This is a genomic window from Thermobacillus composti KWC4 (genome assembly GCF_000227705.2).
Classification (GTDB): domain Bacteria; phylum Bacillota; class Bacilli; order Paenibacillales; family Paenibacillaceae; genus Thermobacillus; species Thermobacillus xylanilyticus.
The window spans coordinates 1968129-1984915 of record NC_019897.1; the positions used below are offsets into that span (position 1 = coordinate 1968129).

The following is a 16787-nucleotide window of genomic DNA, read 5'->3' on the forward strand; positions in this document are numbered from 1 at the left end:
GATCAGAACCGTGCGTTGATCTCTTTCACGGCATCGGATGCGAAGATGACTTTGCCGTATTCCTCAAGCACGGCTTCCGTCACGGACGCCGCTTCGCCGTATTCGGCGAGCACCGCGGTTATCGCCTGATAACGGGACTGCTCGACTCCCGACGAGTCGAAAGCAAGCAGGTACAACCCCTTGTAGGCATAGAGCTTGCCGCCGATTTCCGGACCGGCTGCGGCAAGCCTGCGCGCCGCGGCGACGACGTCTTCGAAATCCCGGAACGCATAGAGGATCGTATCGCTGATCTCCAGCGTCAGTTCCATCTCGTACAACTCGTCGTCGTGTTCACGCTCGTCATCATCCGCATAACCGTGATGATCGACGTCTCCGCTGCCTCGGGTGACGATGACAACCATCCCTTGCGCCGGAAGTCCGATCACTTCGACCGCCAGGGGACCGCTCGCTTCAAATCCCAGTTCGCTGTAAGCCTGGTCCATCATTTCGCTGAACAGTTCATGCACCTTGGGAATTTCGCGCCACAAGTCCTCCTTCTGAATCCCCCGTTCAAGGAGGTCGTCCAACGTCAGGAAGATGCGGATCTTGTCCTGACTGAGCCGCTCAATCTTCATGATGGCTCTCCCCCTCTGCAGCATCGTACATTTCTGCCCTGCGACCCTGCCGGACGAACCCATGTCCACAGGCAAGATCTTGCTTCTATGTTATCATGGATGCCGGCGAAATGCACCAGGAAACGAGGAAGAAAGCAAACCCAATTCCCCGGGAAAGCAAACAACGGGCTGCGGACGAGCCCGGACGGCGAAAAAAGCCGGAACAGAAGCTATGTACCAGCCGCTTCCGCGGGCTGCGCGCGCCTCGGCGGTGCGGCATTCGCGCTGCAATCACCGCGTCGGGATTGTCCGAAAGCCATCCCCCGCGATGACTTCCAGGCCAATCCCGACCGGCCATATTCGCGGGCGGCTGCGCGCCGTCAGTGCGGTTTGTCCTGTTCGGACGCCGCATCGCCGGCTTCGGTCAGAATCCGCTCCGCTTCATGTTTCACGCGGGCATCCGCGTTGATCAACGAACGGATCGTGTTCCAGGACGAACCGGATTCGGATTTGCAGGCATGCTCGCCGCTGCGCTCCTCGGCGCCGAACCGGCGGTTCAGCACCTGCTCGATCATCCTGTGCTTCGCGCTGGTCATCAGTTGATCCGCCCTGCGGACGAACCATTCGACCGAACCCGGTTTTCTGCGGGACAGAATGATGCCGGCCGCGATGCCGATCAGGCCGCCCGCCACAAATCCGCGCATGCGCATTCGCGGGTCCCTCCTCGTGTGTCAAATGGATTGCGTACCTAGTGTTGCCCGAGCCAATGGCGCCAATCCGGATCAAAATCAGGAAGCCCGGGTCGATGGATGGGCGGGATGCCCCGTGTTACAATGTTGGGGACACCCAAGGGAGGCGATGACGATGCGAAAACCGGCGCTTGCGCTTGCGGCCGCAATGCTGCTGATGACATCCTGCGGACAGGGAACCGCGGACAGTAACGGCGCGGAGATCCAAATGGACGATGCAGGCTTGGGCAATGCCGGCGCGGCGGATGAAACGGTGCAGCCGGGAGCGGAAAACGCGGCGGACAGCGGGGCCGGCGAATCCGATGAAAGCGAAGATCCCGGTTCATCCGAAGGAGAGACCGGAGCCGATGGCGATGAAGACACCGCGAGTGCTCCCGCCGCTCCGCAATACCGGATGAACGGCGCGTACCGTTTCGAACCGATCGATGAAACGGCAGCTTCGAAGGTTGTGCTGCTGACGTTCGACGACGGGCCCAAGGATCGGGCGATTCTGGAACAGATGCTGGATGCGCTGGACAACCACCAGGCGAAAGCGGTCTTCTTCGTGAACGGCTACCGCGCGGTGAAGCAACCCGAACTGCTCGAGCTGATCCACGAACGGGGCCATATGATCGGCAATCATTCCTGGGGCCACATCGACCTGAAGAAGGAAAATGAAGAGACCGTGCGCGACCAGATCGGCCGCGTCCAACAGCTGGTTGAGGAGACGATCGGCGAAGCGCCGAAGATGTTCCGGCCGCCTTTCGGATCGGGCGGCGAGTATGTCAGGGGCATCGCGCTGGAATTCGGCCTGCTCTTCACGACGTGGTCGAACGGATCGCTCGACTGGGATTCCAGCACGAAGAACAAGCCGGATGCCGTGATCCAAAACGTGCTCGACCAGCTCCATCCCGGAGCCAACATTCTGATGCACGAGCTGCCCTGGACCGCGGAAGCGCTCGATGAGCTGCTCGGAAAAATCGAGGAGGCGGGATACGGCTTCCTCGATCCGGCGCTCATCGAGATTCCGGACCCTGACCTGACGAACGGTGAAGGCAACGGAGCGTGAACAGATGGGCTTCCGCCGGCGCCGACAGGCGCAGCGGAAGATGCGACGTGCCATAGCCGCAGCTGACGAACAACCGGGGGCGTCCGGCGCCTCCGGTTGTTTTGCGCCGCGGCGGCGTCCGCCAGCCGCGCAGATAGCGAAGATGGCCGCGGGCAAGCGGTCCGATGAGCGGAAGGACGATTTGGCCGCCGTGCGTATGCCCGGCGAGGATGAGATCCGTCCGGCGCGCGTCCTCGGCCGTCATCCGTTCGACGATCAGCGGGTCATGCGCCAGCAGAATGGTGAAGGCCGGCCGGCGGCCGGGGCGAGTCCGGCCGCGCAGCGCGGCGCGGACATCGTCCCGCCCCGCGCTCAGATCATCCACGCCGGCCAGACGGATCGCCTGACCATCCCGTTCGATGATGCGCGATTCGTTTCGAAGCAGGGCGACCCGTTCTTCCCGAAGCAGTTCGGCAAGCGATTCGGCGTCCTCGTCATAATCGTGGTTGCCGAATACCATGAACACCGGCCCGATGCCGGACAGAAGCCTGACATTCGCTCGGACCCGTTCAGCCGGCACGCCGCCCTCCGTCAGATCGCCGCCGATCAGCACAAGATCCGCGCCTCCCGCTTCCGCGGCAAGCCGGATCAGCGACGGATGGACGGTTCGCCGGTGAATGTCGCTGATGAAGAAGATTCGGAAACCGTCAAACGCGGCGGGAAGCCTCGGCAGTACGACCTCTTCCCGGCGCAGCCGCACGCGGAACGCTTCCCGCACCATGACGGCCCCGAGCACTGTGCATGCCGCGGCAGCCGCCGCGGCGCACCACACGATCACGCAACGTCCTCCTTCCCCGCCGAAGGTCTCCCGGCAGGCCTGCTTCATCCTCCGGACAATTCACGCCCGTACAGGAACAGCGCCGTCATCAAAGCCAGGAACAGTGCGATGAGCACATTGTAGAACCAACGCGCCGTCTGATATTTGTTCGACGGAAATTTCACCCGGCGCGGCGGCAGCGGCGTCTCTTCCGCCTGTTGCTCGTTCACACGGCGGCCATCAGGCGACGAATGCGAAACGGAGTAAGATTTGGAGCGCCGCCTGGACAACGGAAATTCGTCTCGTTGATCCTTCATGATTCCCTCCGAAACCGAATTATCAGACCGCCCGCGGCGTCGATCAGAAAATGCGCGGCGATCGGCGCCCATAGCGTTCCGGTCTCGATATAGATCCATCCGAGCCCGTAGCTGGTCAGGAAGACGAGGCCCGTCGGAATCCAGTGCTTCAGATAGCGGACATGGATCGCCGCGAACACGATGCTGGTCCAGTACGGACCCAGATGATGCTGCACCGCCCCGCGGAACAGCAGTTCTTCGCACAACGCGGCCGTCGCCGAGATCAGCAGGATATGCCAGACCGGCCGGCTGCGGAACAGCCTGTCGTTGACGCCGCCGTCGTCCGCCGCTTCTTCGGGCATCCAGCGTTCCGCGGCAAGATTGACCAGGAGCGCCATGGCCGCAAGTCCGGCGCCCCAACAGAGAAATTGCAGCCCGTCCGGCCAAGCCAGAAGCGCAATCGGATTCTGCCCCTGAAAAATCAGCCAGGCCGTTCCGATAATAAGCATAAGGGCTTGCGTCGCGTACAGATTGAGCAGCAGCAGACGATCATCCAGATCATGGACGGTGACGCGCCGCAACTTGAAGTTGCGCAGGTTGAATTTTTTCATCGTTCGACCGCATGTTTCCTTTTTCGAAAATTTCCCCTATACTGGAGAGCGTTTGACTCTATCATACATCGTATGAAGGAGACTGTCATGGAGAAGCGATTGCCACGGACGGAATTGCTGTTCAGCCTCGGATTTCTTTTCATGCTTGCTGTAGCCGTCGCCACCTTCTTTCTGGGCATGAAGATCGGGACGGAGCGAACCGAAACGCGGTATGCGCCGAAGCATTCGGAGACGTCGCCGCCCGCCGTTGCGGCCTACCAGCAGCAAGATCTTTTGTCATATTACTATACGGTCTATCAGCCGTTCCGTTCCTTCACCGGCGAATGGATCCGGGAAGCGTCGAACATGAAAGCCGGACAGGCGCCGGATCCGGCCAAGCGGCTCAAATCGCTGGCCGCTGTCGCGAACGACCGCTACAAGGAAGCGGAGCGCGCGGACATTCCGTCGTCCTCCCCGCTGCTCGTCGATGCCCAGACGAATGTGTTGAAGAGCCTGAAGCTTTTCTCGGAGACATTCAGCCGCCATGCGAACGGTGAGGCCGCGGATGCCCGGACCGTCATCCGCCGGATCGGTGAAGACGCGATCTACCGGCAGGCCCTCGATTATGCGCTGCTGGCGGAAAAGCAATATTTTGACGCCATGGTGAAGTGGGGAGCATCCCTCGAACCCGACCTTCCGGACCAGGTGCCGGATAGTCCCGGCATGACGCTCGAAACGTGGAACAGCCAGCCGCTTCTGATGAAGAACGCGATCGCGGCCGGTCTGCTCAAGGAACGCCGGGTGCTGCCGGACTATTATCCGCAGGATCTGGCCGCGCGGGTCGATCACTTCTTCGATTCCGGCCAGGCGGCGGGCTTCGGAATCTTGTCCGTGGATCGGGCCGTGGAGATCCTCCTGCGGACGGAAGCCGTCCGCAGCGGCGACTTCCTGGAGAAACGGGCCGTCTACGGCGGTGAACTGCTTCCGCAGCTTCCGATGTTCAGCGGAAGTTGAGACACCTCCCGGATTCACCCTGATTGTTGCTGAAATTTTCATATTTAAGCAACAATGACAATTGCACGAAAACGATGTTTGCTATAAAATAGTTAAAGTCTGCAAGCCATATCGGTGCAGTGCGTGATATGAAACTCTCGTCCGAGACGGCAGACGGCATCGGGCGGGGGTTTCCTTATTTTGCATTTTGGCACGGGAGGTTCATGGGGGCATGTTCAGAATTCTCGTAATGGATTCGATCAGCGACCACGGCATCCAGCAGCTGATCGATGCGGAAGACGTGACCGTCGACAAGAAGACGGGCCTGAGTGAAGACGAGCTCGCCGCCATCATCGGCGATTACGACGCGTTGCTCGTGCGCAGCCAGACGAAGGTCACCGCCCGCATCATGGACGCCGGCAAAAAGCTGAAAGTCGTCGGACGCGCGGGCGTCGGCGTCGACAACATCGATCTGGCGGCCGCAACCGAGCGCGGCATCGTCGTCATCAACGCGCCGGACGGCAACACGATCACGACGTGCGAGCATACCTTCGCCATGATGATGGCGCTCGCCCGCCATATCCCGCAGGCTTACGCCAAGACGATCTCCGGCGCATGGGACCGCAAATCGTTCGTCGGCGTCGAGCTGCGCAACAAGAAGCTCGGCATTCTCGGCATGGGCCGGATCGGCAGCGAGGTGGCCATCCGCGCGAAGGCTTTTGGCATGGAAGTGCTGGGCTACGACCCGTTCCTGACGGAAGAGCGGGCGGACAAGCTGGGCGTCAAGCTGTCCACCGTGGAAGACATTGTGCGTACGGCGGACTTCATCACGGTCCATACCCCGCTCACGCCGGAAACCCGCCACATGATTTCGCGCCCGCAGTTTGAGATCATGAAGCCGGGCATGCGCATCATCAACTGCGCGCGCGGCGGCATCATTGACGAGCAGGCGCTGGTCGAAGCGATAGACAGCGGCATCGTTGCCGGCGCCGCCTTCGACGTGTTCGAGTCCGAGCCGCCGGCGCCGGATCATCCGTTCCTCCGCCATCCGAAGATCATCGTGACGCCGCATCTCGGCGCATCGACGGTCGAGGCGCAGGAAAACGTGGCGATCGACGTGTCGGAACAGGTGCTCCACATTCTGCGCGGAGAACCGTTCAAGAACGCGGTGAACATGCCGTCGATTCCGTCGGAGGTTCTGAACAAGCTGCAACCGTACTATCCGCTCACCGAGAAGCTCGGCAAAGTCGCCGCCCAGCTCGCGGAAGGCGCGGTGGAAGAGATCAGCGTCAGCTATTCGGGCGAAGTTGCCGACATCGACACCTCCTCCCTCACCCGCTCCGTCGTCAAGGGCGTGCTCTCGCACCATCTCGGCGATGATCAGGTGAACCTGGTGAACAGCCTTCATCTCGCGAAGACGCGCGGCGTCAACATCGTGTCGAACAAGTCGTACACGCACAAAGGCTTCACCAACCTGATTACCGTGAAACTGCGCACGAAGGGCGAGGAACGGCTCGTCTCCGGCACCCTGCTGAACGGTCTCGGCGCCCGCATCGTCCAGATCGACCAGTTCCCGGTGGACATCGCGCCGGAAGGCAATCTCTTACTCGTCAGCCACCATGACAAACCGGGCATCATCGGCCGCGTCGGCACGCTGCTCGGCTCGAACGACGTCAACATCGCGACGATGCAGGTCGGCCGCAAACTGGTCGGCGGCGAAGCGATCATGGTGCTGTCCGTCGACAAGCCCGTGCCGAAGGACGTGCTGGCGGAAATCTCCAGACTGCCGGATCTGAAGAATGCAAAAGAGATCCACGTGTAAGCCATAAATGCAACGAGGGCTTGATCCCCGCCGTTCGATGAACGGCTTTCGGATCAAGCCCTTTTACGATTCAACCACGCAACGCCTGTTCCACGACGAACAAGAAAACCCGCAGCGATTCGACGGGCGCGGACGGCTACGGCTGCGCCGGTTCGACAGGAAGCAGCAGCGTGAACGCCGTGCCCCGCCCGACCTCGCTCTCCACGCTGATCCGGCCGCGGTGCGCCTCGACGATGTTCTTCACGATGGCGAGGCCGAGGCCCGTGCCGGAGCTTGCCCCGCGCTTGCGCGCCTTGTCGGCTTTGTAGAACCGCTCGAAGATGTACGGCAAGTCTTCTGCCGGAATGCCCTGTCCTTCGTCCCGCACAACAACGCGGATATGGCGGCGGCCGTCTATGGCCGCCGGATCCGCCTTCAGTTCGATCGCCGCACCGGCCGGCGTGTGGCGCATCGCGTTGTCGAGCAGGTTCGTGAGCACCTGTTCCAGCCGGTCTTCGTCGGCGGCCTTCAGGATCAGCGGATGATCCGGAAGCGCGCTGCTCAGCCGGATGTCCCGTTCCTTGGCGTAGACGAGGAATTTGCGGTGCACGCGCTGGATAAGGTCGCTGATGTTCACCACTTGCTGCTTGATCTCGAAATGGCCGTTCTCCATCCGTGCGAGGTCGAGCAGGTCGTTCACCAGCCGGCCCATCCGCACCGACTCGTCATGGATGATGCGGGCGATGTCGCGCCGTTCCTCGGGCGACGCCGCGATGTCGTCCAGCAGCGCCTCGCTGTATCCCTGCAGCATCGACAGCGGCGTGCGGATCTCGTGCGAGACGTTCGCGATGAAATCGGCCCTGAGCTTCTCCAGCCGGTATTCTTCCGTCACGTCGCGCAGCACGGCGACGGCCCCGCGCACGCCCTGCTCGGATTTGAGCGGCGCCATGACGACCGACCAGACCTCGTTGTGAACGTGAACTTTGCCGCTCAGATCGCGTCCTTCCCGCAGCACGGCGTCGTACAGCTCGCGCAGCGGCCCCGGCACGCCGCCGTGCCGCTCGTCCGCATCCGGTTCGCCTTCCCACACGATGCCCGCCCATTGCTTCAGCAAGTCTTCTCCCTGCGGGTTGGACTGGATCGTCTGCCCCCGGGCGTCGAAGGTGATGACGGCGTCCGTCATGCTGCGCAGAATGCCGGCAAGATGGTCCTTCTCATGCTGCAGATCGCGGATCAGCTTGTCGACTTCGGCGGCCATATGGTTGAACGTGCCCGCGAGCTCCCCGATCTCGTCGGTGGAGCGGATCGGCAGGCGCATCCGGTAATCGCCCTGCGCGATCAGATCCGCCGCCCGTTTCATTTCCAGCAGCGGCTGGGTGATCTTGAACGACAGGAAGAACGCAAAGAACGTCGTCAGCAGAAAGCCGATGACGCCCGTGATGACAAACAGCAGTTTGATGTTGTAGGCGTTGTTCGAAAACGCCAGATCGATGTATTGCAGCAGGAACATGCCGAGAATGACGAGGACCACCGCGACCAGTCCGATGATTGTCGCCCACAGCTTGAAGACGACGCTCCGCACGAAGCGCAGGATCATGTCACTTCGGCACCTCGAGTTTGTATCCGACGCCCCAAACCGTCGTAATCATCGCCGCCGCTTCCGGCGACACCCGGTTCAGCTTCTCGCGCAGCCGCTTCACGTGGGTGTCCACCGTGCGCAGGTCGCCGAAGAACTCGTAGTTCCATACATCTTTCAGCAGATCTTCCCGGGTGAAGACTTTGTCCGGCGACAGGGCCAGGTAGTGGAGCAGCTCGTATTCCTTCGGCGTCAGCTGGACTTCCTGCCCGTTTGCCGTGACGCGATGCGCATCATGTTCGATCATCAGGTGCGGGAACACGATGTTGTTGCTTGCGTGCGTCTCCCGCGTCAGGTAGGCGGTCGCCGAAGAGCGGCGAAGGATCGCCTTCACGCGGTAGATGACTTCGCGCGGGCTGAACGGTTTCACGACGTAGTCGTCCGCGCCGGCTTCGAATCCCTGCACCCGGTTCATCTCTTCGCCCTTGGCGGTCAGCATGAGCACCGGCGTCGCCTTCGACTGCCGCAGCTTCGAGCAGACCTCGATGCCGTCCATGCCGGGCAGCATCAGATCGAGAATGACGAGATCGTAGTCCCGCTCGAGTGCCATCCGGAGCGCCTGCTCCCCGTCCTCCGCTTCCTCGATCTGATAGTTCTCCTTCTCGAGATACATGCGCAGGAGCCGCCGGATGCGCTCCTCGTCATCCACGACCAGAATCCGTTCCGTCTGTTCCGACACCGTTCCCACACTCCTTCATGGTGAATCAGACGCCGGCGTACGAATGAAGGCCGGCGATGATCAGATTGACGCCGATCAGGGTGAACATCACGATGAGAAATCCGATGACCGACAGCCATGACGACTTGAGGCCATGCCACCCGCGCGACAGCCGCAAGTGAAGATACGCGCTGTAAAACAGCCACGTGATGAGCGCCCAGACTTCCTTCGGATCCCAGCCCCAGAACCGCCCCCACGCCTGCTCCGCCCAGATCATGGCGAAGATGAGGGCGCCCAGCGTGAAGATCGGGAATCCGATCGCGATCGCCCGGTAGCTGATCTCATCCAGATCGTCCGGATCGATGCCGTCCAGCAGCGGATGGATGACGGCGCCGAGCGGCTTGCGCGCCAGGAGGCGGAGCAAGCCGTACAGGATCGTCCCGCTCAAGACAGACCAGATCACCGTGTTCAGCTTCCGTCCCGCGTTCACGCCGTTCATCCAGCCCGGCGCTTCGAACAGCGGCCTGTCGAGCCCCAGGAACGGCTGGATCGATACGGTCTCGCTGGCGTGCGGTTTCACGATCGGCGGCAGCTGGTATTCAACGGTCTGCGTCGTCAGCTGTTCGTTGCCGCGCGCGTCGATCGACAGCTTTTCCTGCAGAAAAACGGCTTCGTAGCCGGCTCCGCGGAACGCGAAGACCGTGATGATAAAGCCGGCGACGACGATCAGCACATACAGCGAGAACTCCAGCCAACGCTGCGATCTGCGTGCGGAAGCACTCTTGTCGTTATAATCGGTTACGCGCAGCAAATACATGAGGCCGGCGGCAAAGCCGACGGCGAAAAACGCCTCGCCGAGCGCAGCGCCCGTCACGTGCAGCCTCAGCCAGTTGGACTGGAGCGACGGCACGAGCGGCTGCACCTCCTGCGGGAAGACCGCAGCATACGCGATGATCAGAATCGTCAGCGGCAGCGCGAACATACCGAGCAATGGGGATCGGTAGATCGCGAACAGGATGGTGAACGCGATCATGATCGCCATGCCGAGCAAAGTCAGGAACTCGTACATGTTGCTCGTCGGAATATGGCCCGCCCCCGCCCAGCGGGTGAAGAAGAACACCAGATGGGCGGCGAGGCCGAGCGAAGAGAAGACGAACGCGATTCGTCCCCACTTGCGCAGATGGCCTTCCGGCTCGCGATTCTTCCATTTTCTCCCGATGACAGCAATCACATATAGCAGAAACGCGACGCAGTAGAGCGCGAACGCGGTGATGAACGCTCCGCTGCTGATGGATAGCCAGTTCACTCTTTTTTACCTCCGTTATCCAGCGACTTCGGGTCGACGTCGAGGCCCGCCCCGCGCAAGGCGGCGGCGACTTCCGCCCTCAGACCGTACCAGTTTTTGTTCGTATGCGCGCCGAGCGTCAGCCGGCCGTCGTCGATGCGCAGCCATACCCGGCGATGCTGCCAGTAGAATCCCATGACCAGCCCGATCAGCGAGATGAAGGCGCCGACGAAGACGAACGGCAGCGCCCGGTCGACGCGGACATTGAGATAGCTGACGTCGCCGGCGAATTCCACGTTCGCCATGTCCGTCACGCGGATGTCGAACCGTTCGGCCATTTCGCCGTTGATCAGGTCCTGGCCGAACCGCTCGCGGTCGGTCTGGATCGGGAAGTAGAAGAACGTCTCCCCTTCCGCCGGAAGATCCGGCCCCTGGATCAGGAACAGGAACGCCGGCGCGTTCGGCTGGGACGACAGGTTCGCCGGCTCGCCGTTTGCGTTCACCGTGAAATCGAGGAACCGGGTGATCAGCTTCAGCCGGTACGGGCCGAGTTCATACTCCGATTCCGGCTCGAGGATCGACAGCTCGAAAGGTCCGTACGATTCGCCGCTCTTCAGATCCATCAGCACCGGACGGACCGCCTTGAGCCTCGGCGTCGTGTCGTAGTCGAACTGGTACAGCTTGAGCCCCTTGTATTCGAGCGGGTCGTTGACGAGAATGTCGTGCGTTTTCACCTTGCGCAGGACGGGTTCCAGCGCCGTGCTGCCGCAGTTCGCTTCGCATACGTACAGCTCGGCCTTCGTCTCGAACCGCTTCGGGCGCATCGTCCCCTTCAGCCGATCCGGCATTTCGTCATCCGAGTAGTACTCAACCTCGAAATCGATGTTTTTCACATAATAGTTCGTTTCGGGAATCGGCACGGCCTCGCCTTCCCGCACGGCCACATATTCATCCAGCTGCCAGCCGGGGATGGCGCGGGCGAGGACGGCCAGCAGGAAAATGATCAGCCCGATATGGTTGATGTACGGCCCCCACCGGCTGAACCGGTTCTTCTCGGCGAGCAGCGCCGTCTGTTCCGCCGCGACGCGGAACCGCTTCTTCCTGAGCTGCTCCGCCAGCTTCCGCGTCCATTCCTCGTCGCCGCCTTCCAGATCCGCGGCATAGGTCACCCGCTGGCGCGCCAGGAACTGGAGATGCTTCCGGATCTGCTGCTTGTTCAGCGCCCGATACAGCGGCAGCACCCGGTCCAGGCTGCAGATGACGAGCGAAGCGCCGATCATGACGAGCAGCGTGATGAACCACCACGACTCGTACGTATGGGACAAGCCGAGCGCATAGTAGATTTTGCCGGCCAGCCCGTAGTTCTCTTCGTAATATGCGGGATCGAAATTGATGAACGTGTTCTCCTGCGGATAGATCGTGCCGAGCATCGCCCCGATCAGCGTGATGACGATCAGGACGACGGCCACCTTGACCGAGGAGAAGAAATTCCAGATGCGGTCGATCAGGTTCGGATTCGCCTTCTGCGACCGGCGCGCCACGCCGTCATACCGCATCTCGAGCGGGCGGTTCGACAAGGCCTCCTCGCCGAGCGGCTTCCCGCAAGATTCGCACAGCGTCGTATCCGGCGGATTCTGGTGCCCGCATTCGCATTTCGTGTTTTCAAACAATGCCGCCAATGCTGCCTGCTCCTTTCCGGATGTCACGCCTCCATCAGTTTCAGAATGCGCTGTTCAATGTCCTCTTCGGTCATTCCGCCGACTTTGATGTCCTGAATTCGTCCGTCGCGGCTGATGAAGAACGTTGTCGGATAGGAACGCAGCGCATATTTCTTCTCGATCATCCGATTCTTGTCGCGCAGGATCGTATAGTGCAGATCGAACCGTTTCAGAAAATCCCGCACGGTGATGTCGTCCTCGCTCAGATTGATCGCAAGCACGACGAGCCCTTGATCCCGGTATTTCAAATATTGCCTGTCGATCGCCGGCATCTCCGCCACGCACGGCGGGCAGAAGCTGCCCCAGAAATTAATGACCACGGGTTTCCCCTTGTAATCGTCAAGGCTGTGCAGATTGCCTTCGATATCGGCCACATTCTCGAACGACGGCGGACGTCCGCCGATCTTGGGCTTGTCATCGTCCGACACGAACAGCGTCTTGCCGACCGCGTAACCGCCGAGCAGCAGAATGCCGATCAGGATGACGTATTGGATCATCTTGCGCTCCCGGCCTTTCATCCGCTGTCCACCTTTCCGTGAGTTAACCGTTATTCTCCATCATTATAACGAATCCCGGCGCCTTGGGGCTCCGGGGCTGAATCGTTATTTATGAACTTTATGTGACCTTTCGGCTTCCATTAGCAGCGCCTTCACCTCTTCGGGCTTGAGTTCGCGGTACTTGCCGCGGGGAATACCCTGCAGGGTAAGACTGCCGAAGCGCACGCGCCTCAGCCGCTTCACCGGATGGCCGATCGCTTCGAACATCCGCCGCACCTGCCGGTTGCGTCCTTCGTACAGCGTAATCTCGATGGTCGCCTCGCTCTTGTCCATATCCACGTCCCGGTACTCGACTTCCGCGGGAGCCGTCATGCCGTCGTCCAGATTGATGCCTGCCGCCAGCTTCTCAAGGAGCGTGCCGTGCGGGATCCCCTTCACGACGGCATGGTACGTCCGCGGGATATGGCCGGAAGGATGCGTCAGCTTGTTGGCGAAATCGCCGTCGTTCGTGACGATGAGCAGACCTTCCGTATCGTAATCGAGACGTCCGACCGGGTACACCCGTTCCTTGACGTCGCGGAAATAATCAGCCACCACCCTGCGCCCTTCCGGATCGCGGGCGCTCGTGATGACGCCCTTCGGCTTGTTGAACGCGAAGTACAGCTTTTTTTCCAGGCGGATGGGGCGTCCGGCGACCTTGATCTCGTCGACGGCCGGATCAGCTTTCGCCCCGAGCGTGCGGACGACCTCGCCGTTCACTTCCACCTGGCCGGACAGGATCAGTTCTTCGCATTTCCGCCGCGATGCAATCCCTGCGCGGGCCATGATCTTCTGCAGTCGTTCCAATCGTTGTCACCTCTCGTCAACATCATACCCGTCTGCGGGCAAAATCACAAGCGGACCGCCCATTGGCATACGAAAACGGGAACTCCGGCGCTTAGCCGAAAGTTCCCGCTTGTCACCGAATGTTTCATCCGAAAACGATCATGCAGACGGCGATGGCGGCGACGAATCCGACCAGATCCGAGAACAGCCCGACCTTGAGCGCGTAGCGCGTACGGCGGATGCCGACCGCGCCGAAATAGACGGTGAGCACATAGAGCGTCGTGTCCGTGCTGCCCTGGATGGTCGACGCGATGCGGCCGATCATCGAATCCGGCCCGTACGTCTTGATGAGATCAGTCGTATACGCCAGCGATCCCGCGCCGGTGATCGGCCGAAGCAGGCCGAGCGGCACGACTTCGCTCGGCACGCCCAGCCGCTCGAACAGCGGCTTTACCGCCGCGAGCATCAGATCCATCGCACCCGAAGCGCGGAACATGCTGATGGCCGTGATCATGCCGACCAGATGCGGAATGAGGCCGACGGCCGTCCCGAAGCCGTCCTTCGCGCCTTCGACGAACGTTTCGTACACCGGCACCTTGCGGTAAGCCGCGTACAGCGGAATGAAGGCGATCATGGCGGGGATCATCCAGGCGGAGAGCGTCGTGACGAGCGCGTACACCGGCGCTCACCCGCCTTCCGCATGCGGCGGACGGCCAGAACCGCCGGCTGCCGGCGGCAGCGGTTCTTCCGCCGGACGCCGGGATCTCCCCGCGCGTGTCGTCCGGGGCAGCCCGGCCGGCGGATCCGACCGGTGCGGCGGCCGCAAGGCGCGGCTGCGATACCAGCGGTCGGCCAGCAGCGCCGCGCCCGTCGCGATCGCCGTGGCGGCGATGGTCGTGCCGACGATTTCCGCCGGATTCGCGGAGCCGAAGTTCATCCGGATCGCGATGAGCGTCGTCGGCACGAGCGTAATGCTCGACGTATTGATCGCAAGCAGCGTGCACATGGCGGGCGTGGCCGTCTTCGGATCGGGATTCAGCTTCTGCAGCTCCTGCATCGCCTTGATGCCCATCGGCGTCGCGGCGTTGCCGAGCCCGAGCAGATTCGCGCTCATGTTCGACATGATGTATCCGATCGCCGGGTGATCCTTCGGCACGTCGGGGAACAGGCGCCGGACGGCCGGACCGAGCAAGGCCGCCAGCTTCCCCAGCAATCCCGCGTCCTCGGCGATCCGCATCAGGCCCATCCAGAACACGAGCACGCTGATGAGCCCGAAGCATACGGTAACGCCGGTCTGCGCGCCGTCGAACGCCGCCTTGGTCAGTTCGTCCATCCGGCCGGTCGCGGCGGCGGCGATGAAACTGAGCACGATCATGCCGAGCCAGATCAGATTGACCACGGCTCACACCTCCCGCATCAGCAGCGTCAGACCGACCGTCCGCAGGGCGGAGAGCAGGGTGCGCGCCGCCGGCCGGGCTTCCGGCTGCGGCCCGGCGCCGGACGAAACGGCCTTCCGGTCAGCCTGGCCGCGCGACAAGCCGGGCTGCTCCAGCAGCTTCAGCGGCACCGAACCGATCGGCACGCCGCCGAGCTCCAATTCAAGCCGCCCGGCATCGCCGAGCAGCGTCCGGACATCGTCCTGCGGGCGGACGACGAGCCGCGTCGTGATCCGCTCCCGCTCGCCTTCCGCCAGCGGGTAACGGAACGTGCGTCCGGCCGCCAGACTGTAGCCCGCGATCTTGCGGCCTTCTTCCACAATGGTTTGCAGCGGATAATGCCGGAACCCCCAGTCGAGCAGCCGCTGATGATCGGCCCAATCGTCTCCGTCATTGAGCGTGACGGCCGCGAGCTGCTGTCCGCCCCGCGTGGCCGAACTGACGAGGCAGCGGTGCGCCAGTTTCGTATAGCCGGTCTTGACGCCGTCCGCCCCTTCGTACATGGTGAGCATTTTGTTCTTGTTCGTCCATATGTAGTCCCATTCCGCGTTCGGATTCGGCACCTTTTTGACGCGGGTCTTCACGATTTCGCGGAATACCGGATTGCGCAAGGCGTATGCGGTGAGCCTCGCCAGATCGTTCGCGGACGAATAATGATCGTCGTGGTCAAGTCCGTGCGGGTTCATGAAATGCGTGTTCGCAAGTCCGAGCTCGCGGGCTTTCTCGTTCATCATCCAGACGAACCCTTCCTCCGAGCCCCCGACATGCTCGGCGATCGCGACGGCGGCGTCGTTGCCGGAGCGAAGCATGAGGCCGTACAGCAGGTGGTGAAGGCTCATCTCCTCGCCCGCCTTAAGGTAGATCGACGATCCTTCTTTGCCCGCCGCGCGGCTGCTCGTCTTGACGATATCGGACAAGTCGCCGTTCTCGATGGCGACGATCGCGGTCATGATCTTCGTCAGACTGGCGATGCGCATCCGTTTGTCGCCGTTGTGGCTGTAAAGCAGCCTTCCCGATTCGACGTCGATCAGCGCGGCGGCTTCCGCGTTTGTCTCGATCGGGCGGGGCGCGGCGGCGGCTCCCGGCGAGACGGCCGATGCCAGCAAAGCGGCGACGGCCAGAATCCATAGCATGCGCGGCTTCATCCTGCGGCTTCCTCCTTCGCGGACTGGCGGATCGGGCGCGAGTCAGGCCGCGCCCGACCCCCGGGTCTTGTACCATCGTATGTCCGAGCCTCCGCCCGAATGCTTCGGTCCTGCAAAAGCCGAAAAAAAAACTGCCCTTGAACGGGCAGTTGCCATCAGACGACCGGGGTGTTCGCCGTTGTTGCTTCCGTCTCGATCTGCGCGTCCGAAACGTGCTTGTGCGAGCCGGATTTCATCATGGCCGAAAGCTTGTCGAGCATCTTCGGAGCCGAGTCGATGACGCGCTCCCACAGGTGGGTCTGGTTGTCCAGCGAAACGATCTTGACGCCCTGCGAGCCGACGACCAGGAACGCGATCGGCGTAATCGACACGCCGGCGCCGCTGCCGCCGCCGAAAGGAAGCGAGACTGTCGCGTTATGCTGATCGACCGAAGCGTGCGTCGGTTCGGAATTGCCGTCCAGTTTGATGTCGGAGCCGCCGGCGACAAAGCCGAAACCGACTTTCGAAATCGGCAGGATAACGCTGCCGTCCGGCGTCTGCACCGGATCGCCGACGATCGTGTTGACGTCCACCATCTCCCGGATGCTCTCCATGGCGGTCTCCATCAGCCCTTGGATCGGGTGCTCGAGCATGGTTCATCCTCCTTCGTCGGTTAATGCTGCTGCTCACGCATGGTTAGGTTGCCCCGGGCCGGATTCTTTATGCCGCGCGATTCAACGGG

At 61.9% G+C, this 16787-nt stretch carries 18 protein-coding genes; 3 read left to right on the top strand and 15 right to left on the bottom strand.

Annotated elements, in window-relative coordinates; translation table 11 throughout:
• Positions 1 to 2 precede the first annotated feature (2 nt).
• Both THECO_RS09190 and THECO_RS09195 read right to left on the bottom strand, forming a co-directional pair.
• The gene (locus THECO_RS09190; RefSeq protein WP_015254761.1) at positions 3 to 614 is read right to left on the bottom strand and encodes a genetic competence negative regulator; all 612 of its coding nucleotides are present in this window, start codon (positions 612 to 614) and stop codon (positions 3 to 5) included.
• A gap of 359 nt (positions 615 to 973) precedes the next feature.
• Complete coding sequence (locus THECO_RS09195) at positions 974 to 1303, bottom strand: hypothetical protein (RefSeq protein ID WP_015254762.1); 330 nt, start codon at positions 1301 to 1303, stop codon at positions 974 to 976.
• 154 nt (positions 1304 to 1457) lie between these two features.
• Here THECO_RS09195 and THECO_RS09200 point away from each other — a divergent pair, with 154 nt between their 5' ends.
• Entirely contained in the window at positions 1458 to 2390 is a 933-nt protein-coding gene (locus THECO_RS09200; protein ID WP_015254763.1) for a polysaccharide deacetylase family protein, read from the top strand.
• Here the strand turns inward: THECO_RS09200 and THECO_RS09205 are convergent.
• Genes THECO_RS09205 through THECO_RS09215 form a run of 3 tightly spaced genes read right to left on the bottom strand, consistent with a single transcriptional unit; the run spans position 2338 to position 4093 of the window.
• Positions 2338 to 3207 (bottom strand): metallophosphoesterase, encoded by an 870-nt coding sequence (locus THECO_RS09205; RefSeq protein ID WP_015254764.1) that lies wholly within the window; start codon positions 3205 to 3207, stop codon positions 2338 to 2340. The two genes, THECO_RS09200 and THECO_RS09205, sit on opposite strands and share 53 nt — an antisense overlap.
• Positions 3208 to 3251: 44 nt before the next feature.
• Positions 3252 to 3503, bottom strand: a complete 252-nt coding sequence (locus THECO_RS09210; RefSeq protein WP_015254765.1) for a hypothetical protein — start codon at positions 3501 to 3503, stop codon at positions 3252 to 3254.
• Positions 3500 to 4093, bottom strand: coding sequence for a CPBP family intramembrane glutamic endopeptidase (locus THECO_RS09215; protein ID WP_015254766.1), 594 nt, complete (start codon positions 4091 to 4093; stop codon positions 3500 to 3502). The genes THECO_RS09210 and THECO_RS09215 overlap by 4 nt, the downstream gene beginning before the upstream one ends.
• An 87-nt stretch (positions 4094 to 4180) precedes the next feature.
• Here THECO_RS09215 and THECO_RS09220 point away from each other — a divergent pair, with 87 nt between their 5' ends.
• Positions 4181 to 5086: a hypothetical protein gene (locus THECO_RS09220; protein ID WP_015254767.1), complete on the top strand. Its 906-nt coding sequence runs from the start codon at positions 4181 to 4183 to the stop codon at positions 5084 to 5086.
• Between the two features lie 211 nt (positions 5087 to 5297).
• Positions 5298 to 6887 carry a phosphoglycerate dehydrogenase gene (serA, locus tag THECO_RS09225; RefSeq protein WP_015254768.1) on the top strand — a complete coding sequence of 530 codons (1590 nt, stop codon included), beginning with the start codon at positions 5298 to 5300 and terminating at the stop codon, positions 6885 to 6887.
• Positions 6888 to 7023: 136 nt separating this feature from the next.
• Here the strand turns inward: serA and THECO_RS09230 are convergent, their stop codons facing one another.
• The 10 genes from THECO_RS09230 to ytfJ form a co-directional block, all read right to left on the bottom strand.
• Entirely contained in the window at positions 7024 to 8463 is a 1440-nt protein-coding gene (locus THECO_RS09230) for a HAMP domain-containing sensor histidine kinase (RefSeq protein ID WP_015254769.1), read from the bottom strand.
• A 1-nt stretch (position 8464) separates the two neighbouring features.
• The gene (locus THECO_RS09235; protein WP_015254770.1) at positions 8465 to 9181 is read right to left on the bottom strand and encodes a response regulator transcription factor; all 717 of its coding nucleotides are present in this window, start codon (positions 9179 to 9181) and stop codon (positions 8465 to 8467) included.
• 25 nt (positions 9182 to 9206) lie between these two features.
• Positions 9207 to 10466 carry a cytochrome c biogenesis protein CcsA gene (gene ccsA / locus THECO_RS09240; RefSeq protein WP_015254771.1) on the bottom strand — a complete coding sequence of 420 codons (1260 nt, stop codon included), beginning with the start codon at positions 10464 to 10466 and terminating at the stop codon, positions 9207 to 9209.
• Entirely contained in the window at positions 10463 to 12115 is a 1653-nt protein-coding gene (gene resB, locus THECO_RS09245) for a cytochrome c biogenesis protein ResB (protein ID WP_041854345.1), read from the bottom strand. Before resB ends, ccsA begins: the two co-directional genes overlap by 4 nt.
• Positions 12116 to 12147: 32 nt before the next feature.
• Complete coding sequence (locus tag THECO_RS09250; RefSeq protein WP_015254773.1) at positions 12148 to 12681, bottom strand: redoxin family protein; 534 nt, start codon at positions 12679 to 12681, stop codon at positions 12148 to 12150.
• Positions 12682 to 12765: 84 nt separating this feature from the next.
• Positions 12766 to 13506 (bottom strand): pseudouridine synthase, encoded by a 741-nt coding sequence (locus tag THECO_RS09255; RefSeq protein WP_015254774.1) that lies wholly within the window; start codon positions 13504 to 13506, stop codon positions 12766 to 12768.
• A gap of 124 nt (positions 13507 to 13630) precedes the next feature.
• Positions 13631 to 14131, bottom strand: coding sequence for a spore maturation protein (locus THECO_RS09260; protein WP_198285798.1), 501 nt, complete (start codon positions 14129 to 14131; stop codon positions 13631 to 13633).
• Positions 14132 to 14170: 39 nt separating this feature from the next.
• The gene (locus tag THECO_RS09265) at positions 14171 to 14884 is read right to left on the bottom strand and encodes a nucleoside recognition domain-containing protein (RefSeq protein WP_015254776.1); all 714 of its coding nucleotides are present in this window, start codon (positions 14882 to 14884) and stop codon (positions 14171 to 14173) included.
• Between the two features lie 3 nt (positions 14885 to 14887).
• Complete coding sequence (locus tag THECO_RS09270; protein ID WP_015254777.1) at positions 14888 to 16066, bottom strand: D-alanyl-D-alanine carboxypeptidase family protein; 1179 nt, start codon at positions 16064 to 16066, stop codon at positions 14888 to 14890.
• A gap of 155 nt (positions 16067 to 16221) precedes the next feature.
• Positions 16222 to 16698 (bottom strand): GerW family sporulation protein, encoded by a 477-nt coding sequence (gene ytfJ / locus THECO_RS09275; protein WP_015254778.1) that lies wholly within the window; start codon positions 16696 to 16698, stop codon positions 16222 to 16224.
• Positions 16699 to 16787 lie beyond the last annotated feature (89 nt).